Genomic DNA, 17574 nt, shown 5'->3' with positions numbered 1-17574 from the left:
CCGCTCTCCTGCTCCCGCAAAATGCCGATGATCTGTTCTTCTGTGAACCTGGATCGCTTCATTCCGTCCGTCTCCTAATTGGAACGGACTCTACACAAAACTGGAGGAGTTATGGGGTCTCAGGTCAGCCAGCGAATTGGGAAAACCGCTGCGGCTGGAGCAGATCGCCTATCTGGCCGGCCTCTATCACGACCTTGGTAAGTATTCGCTCCCCTTCCAGCGCCGGTTGACCGGAGCGGAAATTCGGGTGGATCACTCGACCGCCGGGGCGGTAGAGATGATGACCCGCGGGGCCGGTCTGTCTCCGTTGGCAGGGATTATGCTGGAGCTGGTGGCTTATTGCATCGCGGGCCACCATGCCGGCCTGCCGGACCGCAAGAACGAGACGGCCGCCTGCCTCGACCGGCGGCTTGAATTGGATCTGCCCGCGCTCGATCAGGTCTGGAAGGAGGAGTTGGGCGAGCTGTCCGAAGCGGAGACGGCCGGTCTTGCGCCGGACCTTCTCAGGACCTTTCGCCGGGACGATCCGGATTTTTCCTTCTCGGTCCTGACACGCATGGTCTTTTCCTGCCTCGTGGACGCGGATTTCAAGGATACTGAAGCCTATTATGACGGCGTGGAGGGCCGGGAGAAGGACCGGGCCTGGCCCGCGCTGCAGGATCTGCTGCCGGAACTGCTTGCCGGGTACGACGCCTTCATGGCGGAAAAGCGGGACCTCACAAAGCCGGTCAACCGGCTGCGGGCCGATATTCTCGATCATGTTAGGGCGAAGGCTTCGCAGGCGCAGGGGCTTTTCACCCTGACCGTGCCCACCGGCGGCGGCAAGACACTGGCCTCCCTCGGCTTCGCGCTGGACCATGCCCGGCTGCATGGTCACCGGCGGATCATCTACGTGATCCCCTTCACCTCCATCATCGACCAGACGGCGGCGATTTTTCGCGATGTTCTGGGCGAGGCCCATGTGCTGGAGCATCATTCGGCCATCGATGAGGAAAAGTGGCAAAAGGGGCAAAGGCAGGATCGGCAGCAGGCGGACAAGCTAAAGCTGGCGATGGAGGACTGGGCGGCACCCGTGGTCGTGACCACCAATGTTCAGTTCTTCGAAAGCCTGTTCGCCGCCAAATCCTCAAGAGCCAGGAAGCTGCACAACATCGCCGGCAGCGTCATCATCCTGGATGAAGCGCAGACGATCCCCCGGCCGCTGCTCAGGCCGGCAATCCGCATGCTCGATGAGCTGGCAAGGGTCTATGGCTGCACCATCTTGCTGTGCACGGCGACCCAGCCCGCGCTCGGCGAGGACCGGTTGGAAGGTGGCCTGCCGCTGGCGGGGCGGGAACTGGCGCCTGACCCCCATGGGCTGGCGCGCCACTTGCGCCGCGCCACCATCCGCATGACCGGGGACAGGAGCAACACGGATCTGATCGAGGCGCTGGCGGGCGAGGACGAGGCGCTTGTCATCGTCAACAGCCGCAAGCATGCGCTGGACCTGTTTCAGGAGGCGGAGCAGGCAGGTCTTGGCGGGCTGATCCATCTGACCACCCGGCAATACGCGGCGCACAGGCGGGCCATTCTCGATGAGGTTCGCGGCCGGCTGACACACAAGGAACCGTGCCGGGTGATTGCCACCAGCCTGATCGAGGCGGGTGTCGATGTCGATTTTCCGAAGGTCTGGCGGGCGGAGGCCGGGCTGGATCAGATCGTCCAGGCGGCCGGGCGCTGCAACCGGGAAGGACGAAAGTCGCCGGAGGACAGCATCGTCACGGTGTTTTCGGCCCCCGATTATCCGCCGCCGCGGGAAATCAAGAGCCTGACGGGGGATATGGACCGGATTCTCAAAGAGCATTCGGAGGATCTCCAATCGCTTGCCGCCATCGAGGCTTACTTCGGCGAGGTCTATTGGCGGCTGGGGGACACTGGCCTGGATGTCCGGCAAATCCTCAAGGACTTCTCCGTCAGCCTGCGCCGGGGCACCACGGATTTCGCCTTCCGGACGGCGGCGGAGAAATTCCGCATGATCGAAAGCGGCATGGTGCCGGTGATCGTCGGCTTAAACGACGATGCGGCCGACGCGATCCGCCTGCTCGGCGTGCCGGAGAAGCCTTCCGGCGCACTTGCCCGGACCTTGCAGCCCTATGTGGTGCAGGTTCCGCCCAGGGCGCGGGCGCGGCTTTTGGAAAACGGCAAGGCGGAATTCGCGGCACCAAAGCTGCGGGGCGATCAGTTCTGCGTGCTGAAGGACGACGGCCTCTACCACGCGGATGTGGGGCTGAGGTGGGAAGACGCGGACTATTTGGCAGCAGAGCAATGGATGATTTGACGGCCCGGGTGGGGCTGAGGAGGTGTGTTTGTCATACGGAATCCGTCTGAAAGTCTGGGGAAACCATGGCTGTTTCACCCGGCCGGAAATGAAGGTGGAGCGGGTCTCCTACGATGTCATGACGCCCTCGGCGGCGCGGGGCATTCTGGAGGCGATTCACTGGAAGCCGGCGATCCGCTGGGTGATCGATGCCATCCACGTTCTGGAGCCGATCCGGTTTCAGTCCATCCGCCGCAACGAGGTTGGCCAAAAGGCGCCGGCGGGCAAGATCAAAAGCGCGATGAAGCGCGGCAATCTGGCCGGGCTGCAGGTGCTGGTGGACGAGGACCGGCAGCAGCGGGCCGCCACGGTTCTGGTCAAGCCGGCCTACGTGATCGAAGCCCACTTCGAATTGACGAAGAAAGTCGGCTCTGACGACAACGAGGGCAAGCATCTCGACATCTTCAACCGCCGGGCGGGGCGGGGGCAATGCTTTCACCAGCCCTGCCTGGGCACGCGGGAGTTCGCGGCCCATTTCGAGTTGATCCCGCCCGACGGGCCGTTGCCGGAGTGCGAGGAGAGGGACAAAACGCCGGATCTCGGCTTCGGCCTGCCCCGCGATCTGGGCTTCATGCTCTGGGACATCGACCATGAGGCGCCGGGGCGGCCGTCCCTGTTTTTCCGGGCGCGGCTTGAGGACGGTGTCGTCCGGGTTCCGCCGCCCGGCTCCCCGGAGGTGCTGCGATGAGCGTTCTGTCGTCCCTTGCCCGGGCCTACGACCGCCTGCCCGACGCTCCGCCGTTTGGCTTTTCCTCCGAGAAGATCGGCTTCTGCATCTCCCTGAACGAAGACGGTTCGGTGGCCCATGTGATCGACCTGCGCGACACAATGGGGAAGAAGCCCCAACCGAGGCCGATGCTGGTGCCTCAGCCGGTCAAGCGCACGGCGGGGATTGCGCCCAACACCTTCTGGGACAAGACGTCCTATGTGCTTGGCGTGACGGCGGGAGAGGGAAAACGCACGGCGGCGGAGCATGCGGCCTTTGTCGAGCATCACGAGACGCTGCTGGCGGAAACGGAGGACCCAGGCATCAAGGCGCTGTTGCGGTTCCTCAAGGCCTGGGCGCCGGAGCAATTTACCGCGCTGGAATGGCCGGAGGAGATGAAGGATCAGAACGTCATCTTCGCCCTGGAAAGCGAGCGGTTGCGCAACGTCTATCTCCATGACCGCCCGGCGGCTAGGACCCTTTGGAGTGCTTCGGGAAAGGCCGGGGAAGGGGCGGGGCAGATCTGCCTTGTATCGGGAGAGGCCGGGCCGGTGGCGCGGCTCCACCCGTCGATCAAGGGGGTTTGGGGCGCCCAGTCGTCCGGCGCGGCACTCGTTTCCTTCAATCTCGATGCGTTCACCTCCTATGGTCACGATCAGGGAGAGAATGCGCCGGTCTCGGAAGCTGCCGCCTTCAAATACACCACGGCCCTCAACCGCTTTCTGGAAAAAGGCAGCGGCCACCGTCTGCAGATCGGTGATGCCTCCACCGTCTTCTGGGCCGACGCCTCGGATCTGGAGGCGTCGGAGCCTCAAGCGGAGGATTGGGCGGAGCGGCTGTTCGCCGGATATTTCGACGTCGACCCGACGGCGGAAGAGGCGGGTGCCGTCAAGGATATCGGCATTCTGCTGGAGCGCATCCGCAAGGGCGAGCATCTGCGGGACCTGGGACCCGGACTGGACGAGAATATCCGGTTTTTCGTCCTCGGCCTTGCGCCCAACGCGGCCCGGTTGTCGGTGCGTTTTTATTTCGAGGACAGCTTCGGAGAACTGACTCGCCACTATCAGAAGTTCATCGAGGATATGCGTATCCAACCGCCGCCCCGCGACGGCTATCCGCCGCTTTGGCGCTATCTGCGCGAGACCGCCGTTCTGGGAAAGAGCGAGAACGTTCCGCCCAATCTTGCGGGCGAGTGGATGCGCTCGATCCTCTCCGGAACACGCTATCCGCTGTCGCTGATGTCCGCCGTGCTGACGCGCATCCGCGCCGACGGTGAGGTCAACGCGCTGCGCGCCGGCATTTTGAAAGCCATTCTTGTCCGAAATTTCAATTGGGAGGCTCCTGTGGCACTGGACCCGGACTTTGACAATCGAGGCTATCTTCTGGGCCGCCTGTTCGCGGCCTATGAAAATGCCCAAACCGCAGCGTTGGGAACCAAGGTCAACGCGACCATCAAGGACAAGTTCTACGGAGCCGCCTCCGCCCAGCCCCGCAAGGTTTTCGCCTTGCTGGACAGCGGGTCGGTGAACCATCTGTCCAAGGTGGGAAAGCAGTCTCCGGGCCGCCGGGTAAACCTGGAAAAGCTAATTGCATCCATAATGGACAGGATGCGACCGGATGGCGATCCGTTTCCGGCCTCGCTTTCGGCTGCGGAGCAGGCCCTGTTCGGGCTTGGCTACTATCACCAGCGCAACGAATTCTTCAAGAAATCCAATGACACGGCGGATGCCGGGGAGGCCAGTCAATGACCGCAATTTCCAATCGTTATGATTTTATTCTCGTCTTCGAGGTGACCAACGGCAACCCGAACGGGGACCCGGACGCGGGTAATTTGCCGCGTCTCGATCCGGAGACCAACAAGGGGCTGGTCTCCGATGTGAGCCTGAAGCGCAAGATCCGCAACTTTGTGGAACTTGCCAAAGGAGGCGAGGACGGCTTCCACATCTATGTGGAGGAAGGCGCGATCCTGAACGAAAAGCACCGTCAGGCCTATAAGGCGCTGCACCCGGACGATGCCAAGCTGGACAAGGCGGCCAAACTGAACCCGAAGGACGACGAGGAGGCCGTGAAGCTGCGCGACTTCATGTGCATGAATTTCTTCGATGTGCGCACCTTCGGCGCGGTCATGTCGACCGGGATCAACTGCGGCCAGGTCAAAGGGCCGGTGCAGTTGACCTTTGCCAGTTCCGTCGAGCCGATCCTGCCGCTGGAAATCTCCATCACCCGCATGGCCGCGACGAACGAGGCGGAAAAGAAGCAGAAGGCGGAAGGCGACGATAGCAACGAGCGCACGGACAACCGGACCATGGGACGCAAGCACATCGTACCCTACGGCCTTTATGTCGCCCATGGCTTCATCTCCGCCAAATTCGCGGAGCGCACTGGGTTTTCCGAGGCGGACCTGGAGCTTCTCTGGCAGGCATTGGGCAACATGTTCGAGCATGACCGGGCCGCGGCGCGCGGTGAAATGGCCTCCCGGAAGCTGATCGTGTTCAAGCATGCCAACGCCCTGGGCAATGCGCCGGCCCACCAACTGTTCGATCTGGTTCGGATCGGCCGCAATATCGACGGGGAATTCCGCCCGGTTGACGACAAGCGGATCGGCAACGAGCCTCCTGCCCGCAAATTCTCCGACTACATTGTTGAAATCGACCGGGCCAACAGTCCCGAAGGGGTCGAGATCATCGAGAAGGTCTGAGCCGTGGTCCCCGGCAGCCATGAGGAGGGCGACCCGGAAGAGGCAGGAGGGGAGCCCATTCCCCTCTCCGCTCTTCAGCATGCGGTCTACTGCCTGCGTCAGGCGGCGCTGATCCATCTGGAGCGGCTTTGGGCGGACAACCGTTTTACCGCCGAAGGCGAAGTGCTGCATGCGGTGGCCGACAAGGGCGGCGGCCGCAAGGCGCGGGGTGTACGCCGGGTCATGGCCCTGCCGCTTGCCTCGAAACGGCTCAATCTTGCCGGGGTCGCGGATGTGGTCGAGTTTCCGGGCGAACCGGATGACCCGACGCCCTGTCCGGTGGAATACAAGCGCGGCAAGCCGAAGCTGCACCGGGCGGACGAGGTGCAGCTTTGTGCGCAAGGCCTGTGTCTTGAGGAGATGACCGGCATACGCGTGCCCGAAGGGGCGCTGTTCTATGCCGAGACCCGCCGTCGGGTGAGGGTACCCTTCGACGCCGATCTCAGGCAATTGACCGAGGAAACGGCGGCGGCGCTCGCCGACGTGTTCCGGTCCCGGCAGACCCCGGGGCCGACGTTGCACACGTCCCGCTGTCGGGCCTGTTCGCTCAAGGAACTCTGCCGTCCGGAAACGGTGTCCCGGCCGGTAAAAACCTGGCGAAGGCGCATGCTGACCGGCCTCTTGAAGGAGGAGGCGCCATGAAGAAGCTGCTCAACACCGTCTATATCACCACGGAGGGCGCCTCCTTACGCAAGGACGGCGAGAACCTGGTTGCGGAAGTGGACGGGGAGGAAAGGGCACGGGTGCCCTTTCACATGCTGGCCTCGGTCGTCGTTTTTGGGGCGGTTTACATCTCGCCGGCCTTGATGGGCGCCTGTGCCGGCGGAGGCATCACGCTTGTGTTTCTGGAACGCAACGGCCGTTTTCTCGCCAGGGTGGAGGGGCCGGTTTCCGGGAATGTGCTTTTGCGCCGGGCGCAATACCGGGCATCGGACCGGCCGGAGGAAATCGTCCGTTCGATCGTGACGGCCAAGATCGCTAATCAGAGATCGGTTCTCCTGCGCGCGCTCCGCGATTACCGGACGGAGTTCGCGGAACCGGTTCTGGCCGATGTTCGCAAAGCGGCGGAGCGCATGGCCGCCATTGCCCGGAGGGCGGAGGCCCGGGATGAAACACTCGAGCAGATGAGAGGGTCGGAAGGCGAGGCGGCCAATCTCTACTTCTCCGTCTTCGATCATCTGATTCGTTCGCCGGATGCGGAGATCTGCTGGCGGGGGCGTAGCCGCCGGCCGCCGCTGGACCCGATGAACGCGCTCCTGTCCTTTCTTTATACCTTGCTGACCCATGATTGCCGCTCCGCCTGCGAGAGCGTGGGGCTCGATCCCGCGGTCGGCTTTTTGCATCGGGACCGGCCGGGACGCCCCAGCCTCGCCCTGGATCTGATGGAAGAACTCAGGCCCGTTCTGGCAGACCGGTTGGCTCTGTCCCTGGTCAACAGACGCCAGATCAGGGCATCCGACTTCGAGCCGCGGGACGGGGGAGCGGTGTTCCTGTCGGACGAGGCGCGCAAGACGGTCCTGACCGCCTGGCAGGAGCGCAAAAGGGAAGAACGCCAGCATGCGTTTCTGGGCGAAAAGGCGCAGCTCGGCCTGGTGCCCTTCCTGCAGGCGCAGATGCTGGCCGGGCACCTGCGCGGGGACATGGACGCCTATCCACCCTGGTTCTGGAAATAGGAGAAGCGGTATGCTGGTGCTCGTGACATACGATGTACGCACCTCTGAGGGGGACGGAGCCCGCCGTTTGCGGGCGGTTGCCAAGGCCTGCCGCGACTATGGACAACGGGTGCAATATTCCGTCTTCGAGATCGAGGTGGACCCGGCGCAATGGGCAAAACTGAAGGCGCGGCTGGAACGCGTGATCGATCCGGATCACGACAGCCTGCGCTATTACCATCTCGGGTCGAACTGGCGGCGCAAGGTGGAGCATGTGGGGGCCAAGCCCGCGACGGACCTTGGCGGCACGCTGATCGTCTGAACTGCGGCGGCGTTTGCGCGAACCCCAAGCGTGCCGGAAAACCCCGGCCGGTTCGCGCGACGGCCGGATCTTTGAAATTCAAGAGCTTTTTCCGGACGTCGATCCTGGAGAGATCGAGAAACGGCCTTGTCGCATCCGGTTCGCGCTGCCGTCGGCCTTTTCTCAACCCCCGCAACAGGATAGCGTCCATACAGTCGCCCCTTCACGGGGGCGTGGGTCGAAACCCGTTCCCCATCCTGCAATCGTGAATGTCGCGGTGTCGCCCCTTCACGGGGGCGTGGGTCGAAACCCGATGGCGTCGAACTGATCGCGCATATCGGCGCGGTCGCCCCTTCACGGGGGCGTGGGTCGAAACAGCCACTGCACCATGAAGGCGATATTCGAGTGCGGTCGCCCCTTCACGGGGGCGTGGGTCGAAACACATTTCCGCCGAGGACGAATGTCCGGCCTGCGTTGGTCGCCCCTTCACGGGGGCGTGGGTCGAAACTCCTTAGCAAGCTCTTCAAGAGCATCTGCAATGCGTCGCCCCTTCACGGGGGCGTGGGTCGAAACGGTTTCCCCAATAGGTATCCGCTCCGGTGACGGAGTCGCCCCTTCACGGGGGCGTGGGTCGAAACCAAAAAGGACGGGCAGCGGTAAGGCCGCCCGCCAGGTCGCCCCTTCACGGGGGCGTGGGTCGAAACGCTGCCTGTGGCTCCCGTGCAGCAAGTGCTGGAGGGTCGCCCCTTCACGGGGGCGTGGGTCGAAACCAGATACTTCCACGCCGCCAGCTCGTCACACCATCGTCGCCCCTTCACGGGGGCGTGGGTCGAAACAATATCTCGTATCTGTGGTAAGCGCTGCTTAGCGTCGCCCCTTCACGGGGGCGTGGGTCGAAACCTCTTGCTTGGGCCAGAGCTTGAACGGGACGTAGTCGCCCCTTCACGGGGGCGTGGGTCGAAACTATTTCGGCGAGCTGAGCGCGGAAGATCGCCGCGTCGCCCCTTCACGGGGGCGTGGGTCGAAACCCAATTTACCGTCTATAGGGGTGGTTTTTGCCCTGGTCGCCCCTTCACGGGGGCGTGGGTCGAAACCACCACGTCAGGGCCTCGCAGCCGCCGGCGATATGTCGCCCCTTCACGGGGGCGTGGGTCGAAACAACCCGGGATGTCGGTATCCCATCCGCAACAGGGCGTCGCCCCTTCGCGGGGGCGCGGATCGAAACGGGGCTAAGGGCTTTCGCAATGCCAATGCGCCAGGGGTCGCCCCCTCACCGGGGCGTGGATCGAAACGGATACGCCCGCGTCAGAACCGAAGATCAAAATCTGTCGCCCCCTCGCGCGGGGGCGTGGATCGAAACAACTGCGGAGTCGGGGCGATTGGCAAGAACACAGCGTTGCCCCCGCAGCGGGGACGTAACTTCGCTGCGTCTTGAGATCGCGATACGCCATCGGACGTTCGTTTCCAGTTGATCGGGTCATCAACTGCACGGCATTGAGCGGGCTTCGATCCGCCACTACGCTTCGTACATAGCTTCGAGCGAGGACGTCTGTGGTTCGAAGGTGAGACCTGCTGGCCCTAACAAGTTCTCGTGTTGAATGAAATGGGATGGTGTAACGCTTGTCAGAACCGCTTGCAGGTGCACTGGTCGTTGAGCCGAGGAGGCGAATAAGCATGTGCGTTGGTTCTTGCGCGCAGTTCGAATTGGGAAGTGGTACCACTTCCTCTATCTTGCCGTCCTACCCACTTCCAAACTTTTCCAAACAAATACCTAGTTCTTATACAATATAGGTCATACATATCTTTTTTCGGTCAATCTTCGCCAAATACCGCCGATGATAGCCATTCTCATCCGATTAAGCGTATGACTTTGCATATTTTTTGACGTCTTTCGCTGATCGAAAACAAACTCCGCACATTAAATCGTTGGAAATTCAGTACATTATTGCAAATTATCCAAAGAAGACAAAACCACGTATATAATAGCTAAAAATAGCGTAACTTATCCGCTTATACTTTGGATCCCATTTGGATTTGACCCTGCCAAAGCCGATCCGTATGACTTCGATGTGGATGTCATCTCGATTCGATGAAGGAGTTGACGGAGCAATTCGTTGATGAAGGCTTATTCGGTGGTATCCTGAAACGGCTGAAATACTACCTTGACTATGACGCCATCGCCCGCGATCTGTCGATGGACTACGCCGAAACTGAAATCGCAGGACAGCGGCTGATTTACCGCTGCGCGTGAGGGTATCGGGAGGTCCTTTCTCTTGCTTTTAGGCTTTTTCCGCTGCGCTTAGCACGAGCTTCACGCGCGTGCTGATGATTCTGCGCACAGTTTGCAGAACCGGGTGATAGGCGTCCTTTTCCTCCAGCTCTTCCAGCAAGGCCTGGGCCTTTTCCTCGATGTCCTCCGCCATGCTGATAAGTTCCCTAACCAGGAGCCTTTGCGAGGCCTTTGTGGCTGGTACGAGGCTGAGCCAGTGTTCCAGCAAGATCGTATCGGGCAGCGCCCGCCCGCCAATTTGCATAGCCATCTTTTTCGCAAGGCGCGGATAAGCAGCGGTACAGACAACATCATATAAAGGCGCTAAATCGGGGGCGCCCTCCCGGTAAAGAAGCGCGTAATTCTTGGCATGCGCATCGGCATTGCCGACGAGATAATGAAAGATCAACATTCTCTGGAAAGTCAGGCGATCCGCCGCCGGGCGACGCGTGAATTTCTGGATTAGCGCCTGGGAACTTGTGATCCCCGGTCCGCCTTCTTCTTCATACTTCATCTCTGGCGGGACGCTCAGCGCCTGGCAAAAGTCTTCCTGGTGCAGCTTGTGGATTGAGCCATCCTTTTCAACATGACGGTCATAGCGCTCCACCAGGATAAAATCCGTCTCGCCTGCCGAGGCTTTCGAAACGGGCGGCGCGGCCAGTCCCATCCGTGCGGCCAGCATCATGCAAAACAGCTCATTTTCAACCGTGCCGTCGAGCCCTTCAATGAAGGGTTTGAGGATATGCGTTGTGGGCCTGCCGTCTTTGGGCAGCAAGATTTGTCCCTCGTGCAGGCACACGGCCAGCTTGTCTTGCGCCCCGGCAAGGGACAGGCGAACGCCTTCCTCTCCGCCGAGTAGGGGGCGTTCCCGCAAGAGGTCCAGAATCTTGATCAACTGCGCTTTATCGAGCGGTTCAGCCTCGCCGGGATCAAAGCCAGGTAATGGCTGGCCCTGCGGGACAAGCGAGAGTGCCCCCGCACATTCCCCGCCGATGATCTCCAGAAGTCCGAATGCATTTTCGCGGGAGACGCCAAGCGCGGAAGCAAGGCGCTGGCGCGCGCGCTCATCCGGTAGAAGTCCGGAAAAGAATGGGCGCGCTACCGCGTCAGGAAACGCTTCTTCGCGAAGCGGCATCGAAACTGAAATCGCCACCTTGTTCTGTGCGAGGTATTCCGGATCATAGGCAAAGGAAAGCTGGCCGGTTTCATCCTGTTCAAGGAGACCAACCTTATCGCCCCGCATATAGACGTCGAGGGCGCGGCTCATACGTCACTCCCACGGCCCGTCACGTGGACCGACAGGCCAAGCGTTTGCATCACGGTAAAGGCCAGCCCGATGTGGCAACCTTCCTTGCCGTGCTCCAACTCCCTTACAAAGCGCACACCGACACCGGATAGCCCCGCAAGCTGTTCTTGCGTGAGCCTTTGGCGTTTGCGCTCGGTACGGATGAGCTGGCCGAGCTGATTTTGATCTTCGACGATATTCATAATCATCCCCTTCGAGACGAATCTATCACACCCTCATGCCCATTGCATGAAAAAGTACCGAACGGGTTGATTTTATAGAATGAGATAGCTAACGCTCGAAAATCGGCCCGAAAGGGACGATTCTTAGGACTGCGCAGCACGCATATGTATGCCGTGCTCCAATTCTCGTTGGCCGTGGCGGGATAAGTTCGCACATGCAGCGAATGGCAGCAATGAAGGGCCGCATCGCAACAATTCAGATCTGGGACGGATGACGGCTCCGGGCCGGAAGCGTTAACGCGAACACTATGGGTGACGAATCCACCCATCGCCCGTTTGACCGCTACAAGCAGACAGGCCGCAAAGCGCCCCAAGCCTGTCGTTCATAGGATTTCGGCCCGATCTGCAAAGCTGCCGTTCGATGCGCGGCGTGCAAGGGTCCATAGAGGGCGGGAAGCGCTCATGCGCTGTGAGTGAGAGATAGCCTTCGACGCCTGCGGATGGAAGCCGTTCGCTCCAACCCGCAATGTTCCCATTCTGCTCTCCTTGGCTTCGGGACAGATATGTCCGCCTTCTGAAGGGACAAGGGGGACAGATCTGTCCGTCTTTTCTCTGAGCTCGGAGGCCTTTAGGATCGAGGCGTCGGTAGGGCAATACTCCGTATTGTGCCCGACGCCATTCCCGCGTTGAACGCTGAGCCATTCACATGTGCGGTCACGATATAGAGCGCAACGCACTTGGCATTGTCGTTGATATTGGCATCACAGCTCAGCAACCGCAGCCACTGAAGCTTCACTTCCCGGAGCGGACGGCGCTCGCTCATTCGTTCCTCCAACCGATGCCACGCCGCGTGAGCAGAAGCGGACGGCAGACACTTGGTTTGCGTTTTTAGCTACTTGTGGCTTCCGCGATAGCTTTGGCGGCTTCAAGCGCCTGATGGGCTCGATCGCGTGCGGAGACTTTGCCGACCAGGTGCAACCGGGGAACCTCGATGCTGAGCGGAATGCCTTCGGGCAAAGCGCGTACCAGTCCGACAAGATCGATACCGCCTTCACCGGGCAGAAGCCGCTCAGCGCGGGCGATCTGGATCATGCCCTGGTCGCTCGGGTCGTAAGGAGCCGGGCCATCGCAAAGCTGGGCATAGTTGAGCATTTTGTGCGGCAACGAACGGACCTCGTCCAGCGTCGAACCACACCGGTCGAAGTGAAGGGCGTCGATCAGGACGCCACCATTCTCATGGCCCGCACTCTCGACGATCCGGCGGGCGTCAGCGATGGTCTTGACAGCGGTCCACGGCATGAATTCCAGATCCGCAGTCAGGCCGTGTAACTTTGCTAGTTCGCAAAACCGCCCGAAGGTCTCCGTCAATCGCGCCGGCTCGGGATCATCGCCTGCCACAAGAACATGGCGGGCCGAAAACCGTTGGCCCAGTGCGCAGAAGGCCTCAAAAGAAGCGATATCCGTTTCGGGTCCGAGACGGGCGATTTCGATATCCGCCAGTTTGACCCCGGTCTCGGCAAGCGCTTGGGCGACCTCACGCTGAACGGCGGGATCGGTCATGACAGGATAATCGGCTTCGCTCCCCGGCGCGGCCGGGAGGAAACGCAGCCCGACCAGGTCGTAACCGGTTTCGGCCGCAATGTGGACAGCTTCGGCCGGTCCCACCTCGGACGTGGTCAAGAAGGCGAGTGAATATGGGTGCGTCATGGTGTTTTCGCGCCCTTTTATTTCAGCGGAGAGAATGCGAGCGGCATCGCGATCGCCGACGTCATGTCCGGGTTCAGCCAATCCGGCCCGCCCTTCGGCGGCCAGTTGCCGTCGGTGACGGATTGCGCGCGCGCCTTCGCGCGTTCCTCAAGGCTACGATAGGGCCAGATCTGGGTTACGCGCGGGCTGCCGTCGATCCCGTACATGGCGATTGTCAGCGGCGAATAGGCGACGCGCGGCGGAATGGCCTCGCGCCATTTGTCTTGTGTGGCGGCGATACCGTTTAGTTTCGCCTTGTAGGTCCGGAACTCGTAAACGGGGCCGAAGTCCCCCGTTTCAACCGGCTTCAGGAAGTCGAAGGGCTTGTAGCTGTCGAAACGGAGATCGACGAGATGCTCCATGCACCCCATCGGATTATCCGACAGGATCGCGCGGTCGCGCTCCTGCATCATATCATCGAGCGTATCGAAACCACGAAGGACATAGATCTCGTTCAGCCCACCGATATCCGTGCCGAAAGCACCAAGAAGCGTCCCTTTGGCCTCCGGTGCCTTCAGGAATGCCTCAAGAGCGGGGGCCGCCTTGCCCGCCCCGAATATGACCGTCTTCAGGGTGGCGATTTCGTAGAATTTCATTCATTCCTCCTGTTGTTCCGCTGTTTGCCCGATGCTGTTGTTTGTCCTTGAGATGCCAGAGACCTCCTGGCCGGCGAGAATCCGTCCGACCACGAAACCGAATGTCATGCCTGGACCGAGCGTGATGCCCCCGGACGGGTAATGCCCGCCCATGACCGAGGTCATGTCGTTGCCGATTGCGTAGAGCCCCTCGATCGGTGCTTGCGTGTTGTCGACGACTTGTCCCGCCGGCGTTGTATTCAATCCGGCGAATGTGCCCAGGCTGCCCGGAACGATCCGAACGGCATAAAATGGCGCTGTTTCAAGTGGACTCAGGGATGCGTTGGGCGTGTGCCACGCAGCACCCTGAAAGCGGTTGTAGGCGGAGGCTCCGCGTTCGAATTCCGGATCGACACCGAACTTGGCATGACGATTGAAATCACGGAGGGTCCGTTCCAGCGCACCGGTCGGCAAACCGCAAGCTTCTGCGAGGTCGGCCAACGTCCGTCCACGTCTGAGATAGCCGTTGCGAAAATACGGCGTCAGCGGGAAGGGGAACGGTTTTGACCAGCCGAGCCCGTAGCGCCGCTGAGCCCTGTGGTCGCAAATCAGCCACGCGTGCGGCGTCTCGCCCTTCGGTGTCCTGTCGAAGAGCGCCTGCATAAAGTCATGATAGGAATCGGCTTCATTGACGAAGCGCTGTCCGTTTCTGTCGACGGCAATGAAGCCGGGTTTCGCGCGTTCGACCAGATGGGGAAAGCGCTTAACGCCCCCCTGGCCGTCGGGGACGAGCGATACCGGCGCCCATGCGGCAGGCGCGGCAAGTTCCGTCTCGAACCGGGCCCCGACTGACTGACCCAGTCTGATCCCATCGCCGGAGTTCTCTTCCGGGGCGGCCGAATAATGTCCTGTCCCGCCCACGGCATGATCGAACATCTCACCGATACGGATGCGATCATGCGGAAAACCGCCGGCGGCGAGAACGACCCCGCGCCTGGCTATTACCCGATGCTGATTTCCGCCGATGCGCAGGACAGCGCCGCTCACCCGTCCCAATTCCTGGGTCAGCGTTTCCGCCGGCGCCCGCACCAGCAGATCGACGCCGAGATCGAGGGCTGAACGCAACAGTCTCGCGATCAGGGCGTTTCCATTGACGAGCTGCATCGAACGCCCGTGAAGCGCCAGGTCGCGCGCGTGACGCGCAAGACGTCGCAATACATGGAGGGCGGATGCAGGCTTTCGGGTTGCATTGAAGAAATGCGCAATGTCATCGCCGCCGGAGATGCCCATTCCGGCAAGGCTGATCACATCAAGCGGCGGGCGCAGCTTGGCAATGAAATCACCGAGCGCCCGTCCGTCGTAGGGCTTGGCGGAGACCGAACGCCCTCCAAGAGCCCGACCGGCGGTTTCGTGGAAATCCGGGATCTTGTTGCCGTCGATCCATTCGACCGCGGTCTCGCGCTCGAAGAATTCGACCATCTCCGGCCCGTTTTCAAGAAAGACGTCCAGACGAGGATCGGCAGCGCGATTGCCGAGCTCACTTCTCAAATAACGGCGCGGCGCCTCGATGTCTTCGGCGATTCCGGCGCGAACAGCCAACGGATTGCAGGGAATCCAGAGCCATCCGCCAGACCAGGCACTGGTTCCCCCGAAATAGTTGGCCTTCTCGGCGACAATGACCTTGAGACCATGAAAGGCGGCGGTAATCGCGGCTGACAATCCGGCCGCTCCCGAGCCGATGACCAGTACGTCGCAATGCATTGTTTCGGGGATATGAGCCGCCATGTTCCTGCCGAAAAGTCCTATCCGGCCGCCGCACTATCGGCATGCGGCCGCGATCTGTTGAAGAAGAAGGATGCCTCGGAAGCTTCTCCGATCTCTGCCGCAGCCTCTTGAAGCGGTTTGAAAAGTTCATCCATGCGTTTTTGCGTCAGACGCACCGCCGGGCCCGCGATGGACAGGCAACCGATCGGATTCCCGTCCATCGATCGCCGAATTGGGACCGCCATGGCTGCCATGCCTGCCAGATAGCTGTCGGTCGCGATCGAATAGCCTCGCTTCCTGGTTTCGCGAAGGATTTCCATCACTTCCGAAATTGCCTTCGGGGCCGCCGGGCCGGGCTCGAAAGGGGGAACGAGACCCTGCGCGGCCACGAGTTCGAGCGCTTCCTCGTCACTCAGCGCGCTCAGCCACGCCCGTCCGCCGGCGCTGGACGCCAGATGCACGACGACGCCCTGTTCCCGGCCCGGGTCGTAACGCAGCCCGCCGGTGGCGCCCTGTGCCACGCCGACCCAGACAAGGTCCGGATAGTCGATCACACTCAGTCGGACGAGTTCGCCGGAAATCCCGGCCAGACGGTCAAGCGTCGGCTGGGCGATGTCGGTCACGCCAATCTTGCCGAGAAAGCTCAGTCCGAGAGCGGCAAGCCTGATCGTCAATGCATAATCGCCCTGGGACCGGACCTGCCGCACATATCCGAACTGCGACAGCTCCTTTAACAGGCGATGGGCCGCGCTTGCCGGCATATCCAGTTCGGTTGCAATCGCACTGACCTGTAACCCCTCTGGATTGGCCGCCAGAAGTTCCAGAATGGACAGCGTTCTTTCCATGACACCTGACATCAGATTGCTCCTCTTTCCTGATCGGGACCAGATGTTCCGATCGGTGGTGAGGCGTCAATCTGGATGGTGCGGTTTTCCCGTGCAGCCTGACCGAGGGCTTCGATCACACGCAGATTTTCAAGCCCGTCGAGAAGTGTGACTTCCGGCGCTTCGCGGCCCTCGATCACCGCACCGAAATGGCGCAACTGCGCGTCGTAGGAATCCTGGTCATCCCTGCCGAGGAGGCTGTGTTCCATCTGATGGGTCCAGTCCTTCGGGCCGTCATGTTCCCACCACGAAAGATCCGGCAGGCTGAATGCGCCTTCGGAGCCGCAGAACATGTGCGAGATGGCATCATGGGCCGGAAAGCGCTCCAGGTTTTCCCCGGCAGTCAGATCCCAGGCCCACGGTCCGACGGCGGCATCGGACACGGCCGCGGTGACGAGCCCGCCATTGCTGAAACGAAAGATGGCTGCCGCCGTATCCTCGACATCGAGGCCGCGCCGGGCGTTGGAGGAAATCGCCGTGACCGAGCGGATCGGCCCGAAGAAGTGCCGCAGCAAATCGACCTCGTGGATCAGGTTGATGAGCAGAGGGCCACCGTTTCCGGGTTCACGTCGCCATGCGAGATCGAAATAACTGTCGGGCTTGAAAAGCGAATAGGACAGCACGCCCATGACCAATTGGCCGAAGGATCCGTCCACGATCCGGGACTTCGCGCTACGAATGATCGGATTGTAGCGCCGGTGATGGCCGACAAGGCCCGGAACGCCGGTCTCGGCGGAAACCGCGACAAGATCATGGCCGGCATCCGCGCTCTCCGCGACCGGTTTTTCGATCAGGGCAGGGATCCCGGCGCGCAAGAGAGCAGTGCCGATCGGCACATGCAGCGCGTTCGGGGTTGCGACAATCGCTCCGTCTGGCGAGTCCGCAATCAGCGCCTGCAGGTCCGGATAGAGCGGGCAATCCAGTGTTCCCGAAAGACTGGCGCCGGAGGGGCCGGGTTCGATAATCCCGGCAAGCGAAAACCCTGCGGTTCGCCTGATCGCATCGATATGCGTCCGACCGATTACTCCGGCCCCGATGACCGCTATGCGCTTCAAATTCACTCCCTCATACCTCGTTGCATGTCCGGTGTGGCCGGCATTCGTTGGGCTGTTTTCAG

16 protein-coding genes and 1 CRISPR repeat array are annotated in these 17574 nt (G+C 61.4%); of the genes, 8 read left to right on the top strand and 8 right to left on the bottom strand.

What is annotated here, in order from left to right; all coding sequences use genetic code 11:
- The first annotated feature begins 136 nt into the window (after positions 1–136).
- The 8 genes from cas3 (at position 137) to HK439_RS24375 (ending at position 10003) form a co-directional block, all read left to right on the top strand.
- The gene (cas3, locus tag HK439_RS24410) at positions 137–2317 is read left to right on the top strand and encodes a CRISPR-associated helicase Cas3' (protein ID WP_235988094.1); all 2181 of its coding nucleotides are present in this window, start codon (positions 137–139) and stop codon (positions 2315–2317) included.
- A 28-nt stretch (positions 2318–2345) separates the two neighbouring features.
- Positions 2346–3044, top strand: coding sequence for a type I-C CRISPR-associated protein Cas5c (gene cas5c / locus HK439_RS24405; RefSeq protein ID WP_190294107.1), 699 nt, complete (start codon positions 2346–2348; stop codon positions 3042–3044).
- Positions 3041–4810 carry a type I-C CRISPR-associated protein Cas8c/Csd1 gene (gene cas8c / locus HK439_RS24400; RefSeq protein ID WP_190294106.1) on the top strand — a complete coding sequence of 590 codons (1770 nt, stop codon included), beginning with the start codon at positions 3041–3043 and terminating at the stop codon, positions 4808–4810. The genes cas5c and cas8c overlap by 4 nt, the downstream gene beginning before the upstream one ends.
- Positions 4807–5760, top strand: coding sequence for a type I-C CRISPR-associated protein Cas7/Csd2 (gene cas7c / locus HK439_RS24395; protein ID WP_190294105.1), 954 nt, complete (start codon positions 4807–4809; stop codon positions 5758–5760). Before cas8c ends, cas7c begins: the two co-directional genes overlap by 4 nt.
- A 3-nt stretch (positions 5761–5763) precedes the next feature.
- Complete coding sequence (gene cas4 / locus HK439_RS24390) at positions 5764–6441, top strand: CRISPR-associated protein Cas4 (RefSeq protein ID WP_190294104.1); 678 nt, start codon at positions 5764–5766, stop codon at positions 6439–6441.
- A complete protein-coding gene (gene cas1c / locus HK439_RS24385) occupies positions 6438–7472 on the top strand; it encodes a type I-C CRISPR-associated endonuclease Cas1c (RefSeq protein ID WP_190294103.1) in 1035 nt (344 codons plus the stop codon). The genes cas4 and cas1c overlap by 4 nt, the downstream gene beginning before the upstream one ends.
- A 10-nt stretch (positions 7473–7482) precedes the next feature.
- The gene (cas2, locus tag HK439_RS24380; RefSeq protein ID WP_190294102.1) at positions 7483–7773 is read left to right on the top strand and encodes a CRISPR-associated endonuclease Cas2; all 291 of its coding nucleotides are present in this window, start codon (positions 7483–7485) and stop codon (positions 7771–7773) included.
- A 193-nt stretch (positions 7774–7966) separates the two neighbouring features.
- Positions 7967–9044: direct repeats of the CRISPR family, unit length 31 nt; unit sequence GTCGCCCCTTCACGGGGGCGTGGGTCGAAAC.
- Between the two features lie 797 nt (positions 9045–9841).
- Positions 9842–10003 (top strand): hypothetical protein, encoded by a 162-nt coding sequence (locus tag HK439_RS24375; RefSeq protein WP_190294101.1) that lies wholly within the window; start codon positions 9842–9844, stop codon positions 10001–10003.
- A 28-nt stretch (positions 10004–10031) separates the two neighbouring features.
- On the opposite strand, the gene HK439_RS24370 is transcribed toward HK439_RS24375, so the two are convergent.
- The 8 genes from HK439_RS24370 to HK439_RS24335 form a co-directional block, all read right to left on the bottom strand.
- The gene (locus HK439_RS24370) at positions 10032–11288 is read right to left on the bottom strand and encodes a type II toxin-antitoxin system HipA family toxin (protein WP_190294100.1); all 1257 of its coding nucleotides are present in this window, start codon (positions 11286–11288) and stop codon (positions 10032–10034) included.
- Entirely contained in the window at positions 11285–11509 is a 225-nt protein-coding gene (locus tag HK439_RS24365) for a helix-turn-helix domain-containing protein (RefSeq protein ID WP_190294099.1), read from the bottom strand. The genes HK439_RS24370 and HK439_RS24365 overlap by 4 nt, the downstream gene beginning before the upstream one ends.
- Before the next feature lie 607 nt (positions 11510–12116).
- Entirely contained in the window at positions 12117–12311 is a 195-nt protein-coding gene (locus HK439_RS24360; RefSeq protein ID WP_190294098.1) for a hypothetical protein, read from the bottom strand.
- Between the two features lie 65 nt (positions 12312–12376).
- A complete protein-coding gene (locus HK439_RS24355) occupies positions 12377–13195 on the bottom strand; it encodes a sugar phosphate isomerase/epimerase family protein (protein WP_190294097.1) in 819 nt (272 codons plus the stop codon).
- 17 nt (positions 13196–13212) lie between these two features.
- A complete protein-coding gene (locus HK439_RS24350; RefSeq protein WP_190294096.1) occupies positions 13213–13830 on the bottom strand; it encodes an NIPSNAP family protein in 618 nt (205 codons plus the stop codon).
- The gene (locus tag HK439_RS24345; protein WP_190294095.1) at positions 13831–15594 is read right to left on the bottom strand and encodes an FAD-dependent oxidoreductase; all 1764 of its coding nucleotides are present in this window, start codon (positions 15592–15594) and stop codon (positions 13831–13833) included.
- Positions 15595–15611: 17 nt separating this feature from the next.
- A complete protein-coding gene (locus HK439_RS24340) occupies positions 15612–16430 on the bottom strand; it encodes an IclR family transcriptional regulator (protein ID WP_190294094.1) in 819 nt (272 codons plus the stop codon).
- Positions 16430–17512, bottom strand: coding sequence for a Gfo/Idh/MocA family protein (locus tag HK439_RS24335; RefSeq protein WP_190294093.1), 1083 nt, complete (start codon positions 17510–17512; stop codon positions 16430–16432). The genes HK439_RS24340 and HK439_RS24335 overlap by 1 nt, the downstream gene beginning before the upstream one ends.
- Between the last annotated feature and the right edge of the window lie 62 nt (positions 17513–17574).

The sequence above is a fragment of the Roseibium aggregatum genome, from assembly GCF_014692675.1.
GTDB lineage: Bacteria > Pseudomonadota > Alphaproteobacteria > Rhizobiales > Stappiaceae > Roseibium > Roseibium aggregatum_C.
The sequence above is the reverse complement of the archived record's forward strand: the minus strand, read 5'-3'. Positions and strand labels throughout refer to the sequence as shown.

Excerpts from the sequence above, each read along its gene's own strand:
- HK439_RS24340 (WP_190294094.1), bottom strand. The coding sequence starts at position 16,430 with ATGTCAGGTGTCATGGAAAGAACGCTGTCCATTCTGGAACTTCTGGCG.
- HK439_RS24370 (WP_190294100.1), bottom strand. The coding sequence starts at position 11,288 with ATGAGCCGCGCCCTCGACGTCTATATGCGGGGCGATAAGGTTGGTCTC.
- HK439_RS24345 (WP_190294095.1), bottom strand. The coding sequence starts at position 15,594 with ATGGCGGCTCATATCCCCGAAACAATGCATTGCGACGTACTGGTCATC.
- cas1c (WP_190294103.1), top strand. The coding sequence starts at position 6,438 with ATGAAGAAGCTGCTCAACACCGTCTATATCACCACGGAGGGCGCCTCC.
- cas7c (WP_190294105.1), top strand. The coding sequence starts at position 4,807 with ATGACCGCAATTTCCAATCGTTATGATTTTATTCTCGTCTTCGAGGTG.
- HK439_RS24360 (WP_190294098.1), bottom strand. The coding sequence starts at position 12,311 with ATGAGCGAGCGCCGTCCGCTCCGGGAAGTGAAGCTTCAGTGGCTGCGG.
- cas8c (WP_190294106.1), top strand. The coding sequence starts at position 3,041 with ATGAGCGTTCTGTCGTCCCTTGCCCGGGCCTACGACCGCCTGCCCGAC.
- HK439_RS24355 (WP_190294097.1), bottom strand. The coding sequence starts at position 13,195 with ATGACGCACCCATATTCACTCGCCTTCTTGACCACGTCCGAGGTGGGA.
- HK439_RS24375 (WP_190294101.1), top strand. The coding sequence starts at position 9,842 with ATGAAGGAGTTGACGGAGCAATTCGTTGATGAAGGCTTATTCGGTGGT.
- cas2 (WP_190294102.1), top strand. The coding sequence starts at position 7,483 with ATGCTGGTGCTCGTGACATACGATGTACGCACCTCTGAGGGGGACGGA.
- HK439_RS24350 (WP_190294096.1), bottom strand. The coding sequence starts at position 13,830 with ATGAAATTCTACGAAATCGCCACCCTGAAGACGGTCATATTCGGGGCG.
- HK439_RS24365 (WP_190294099.1), bottom strand. The coding sequence starts at position 11,509 with ATGAATATCGTCGAAGATCAAAATCAGCTCGGCCAGCTCATCCGTACC.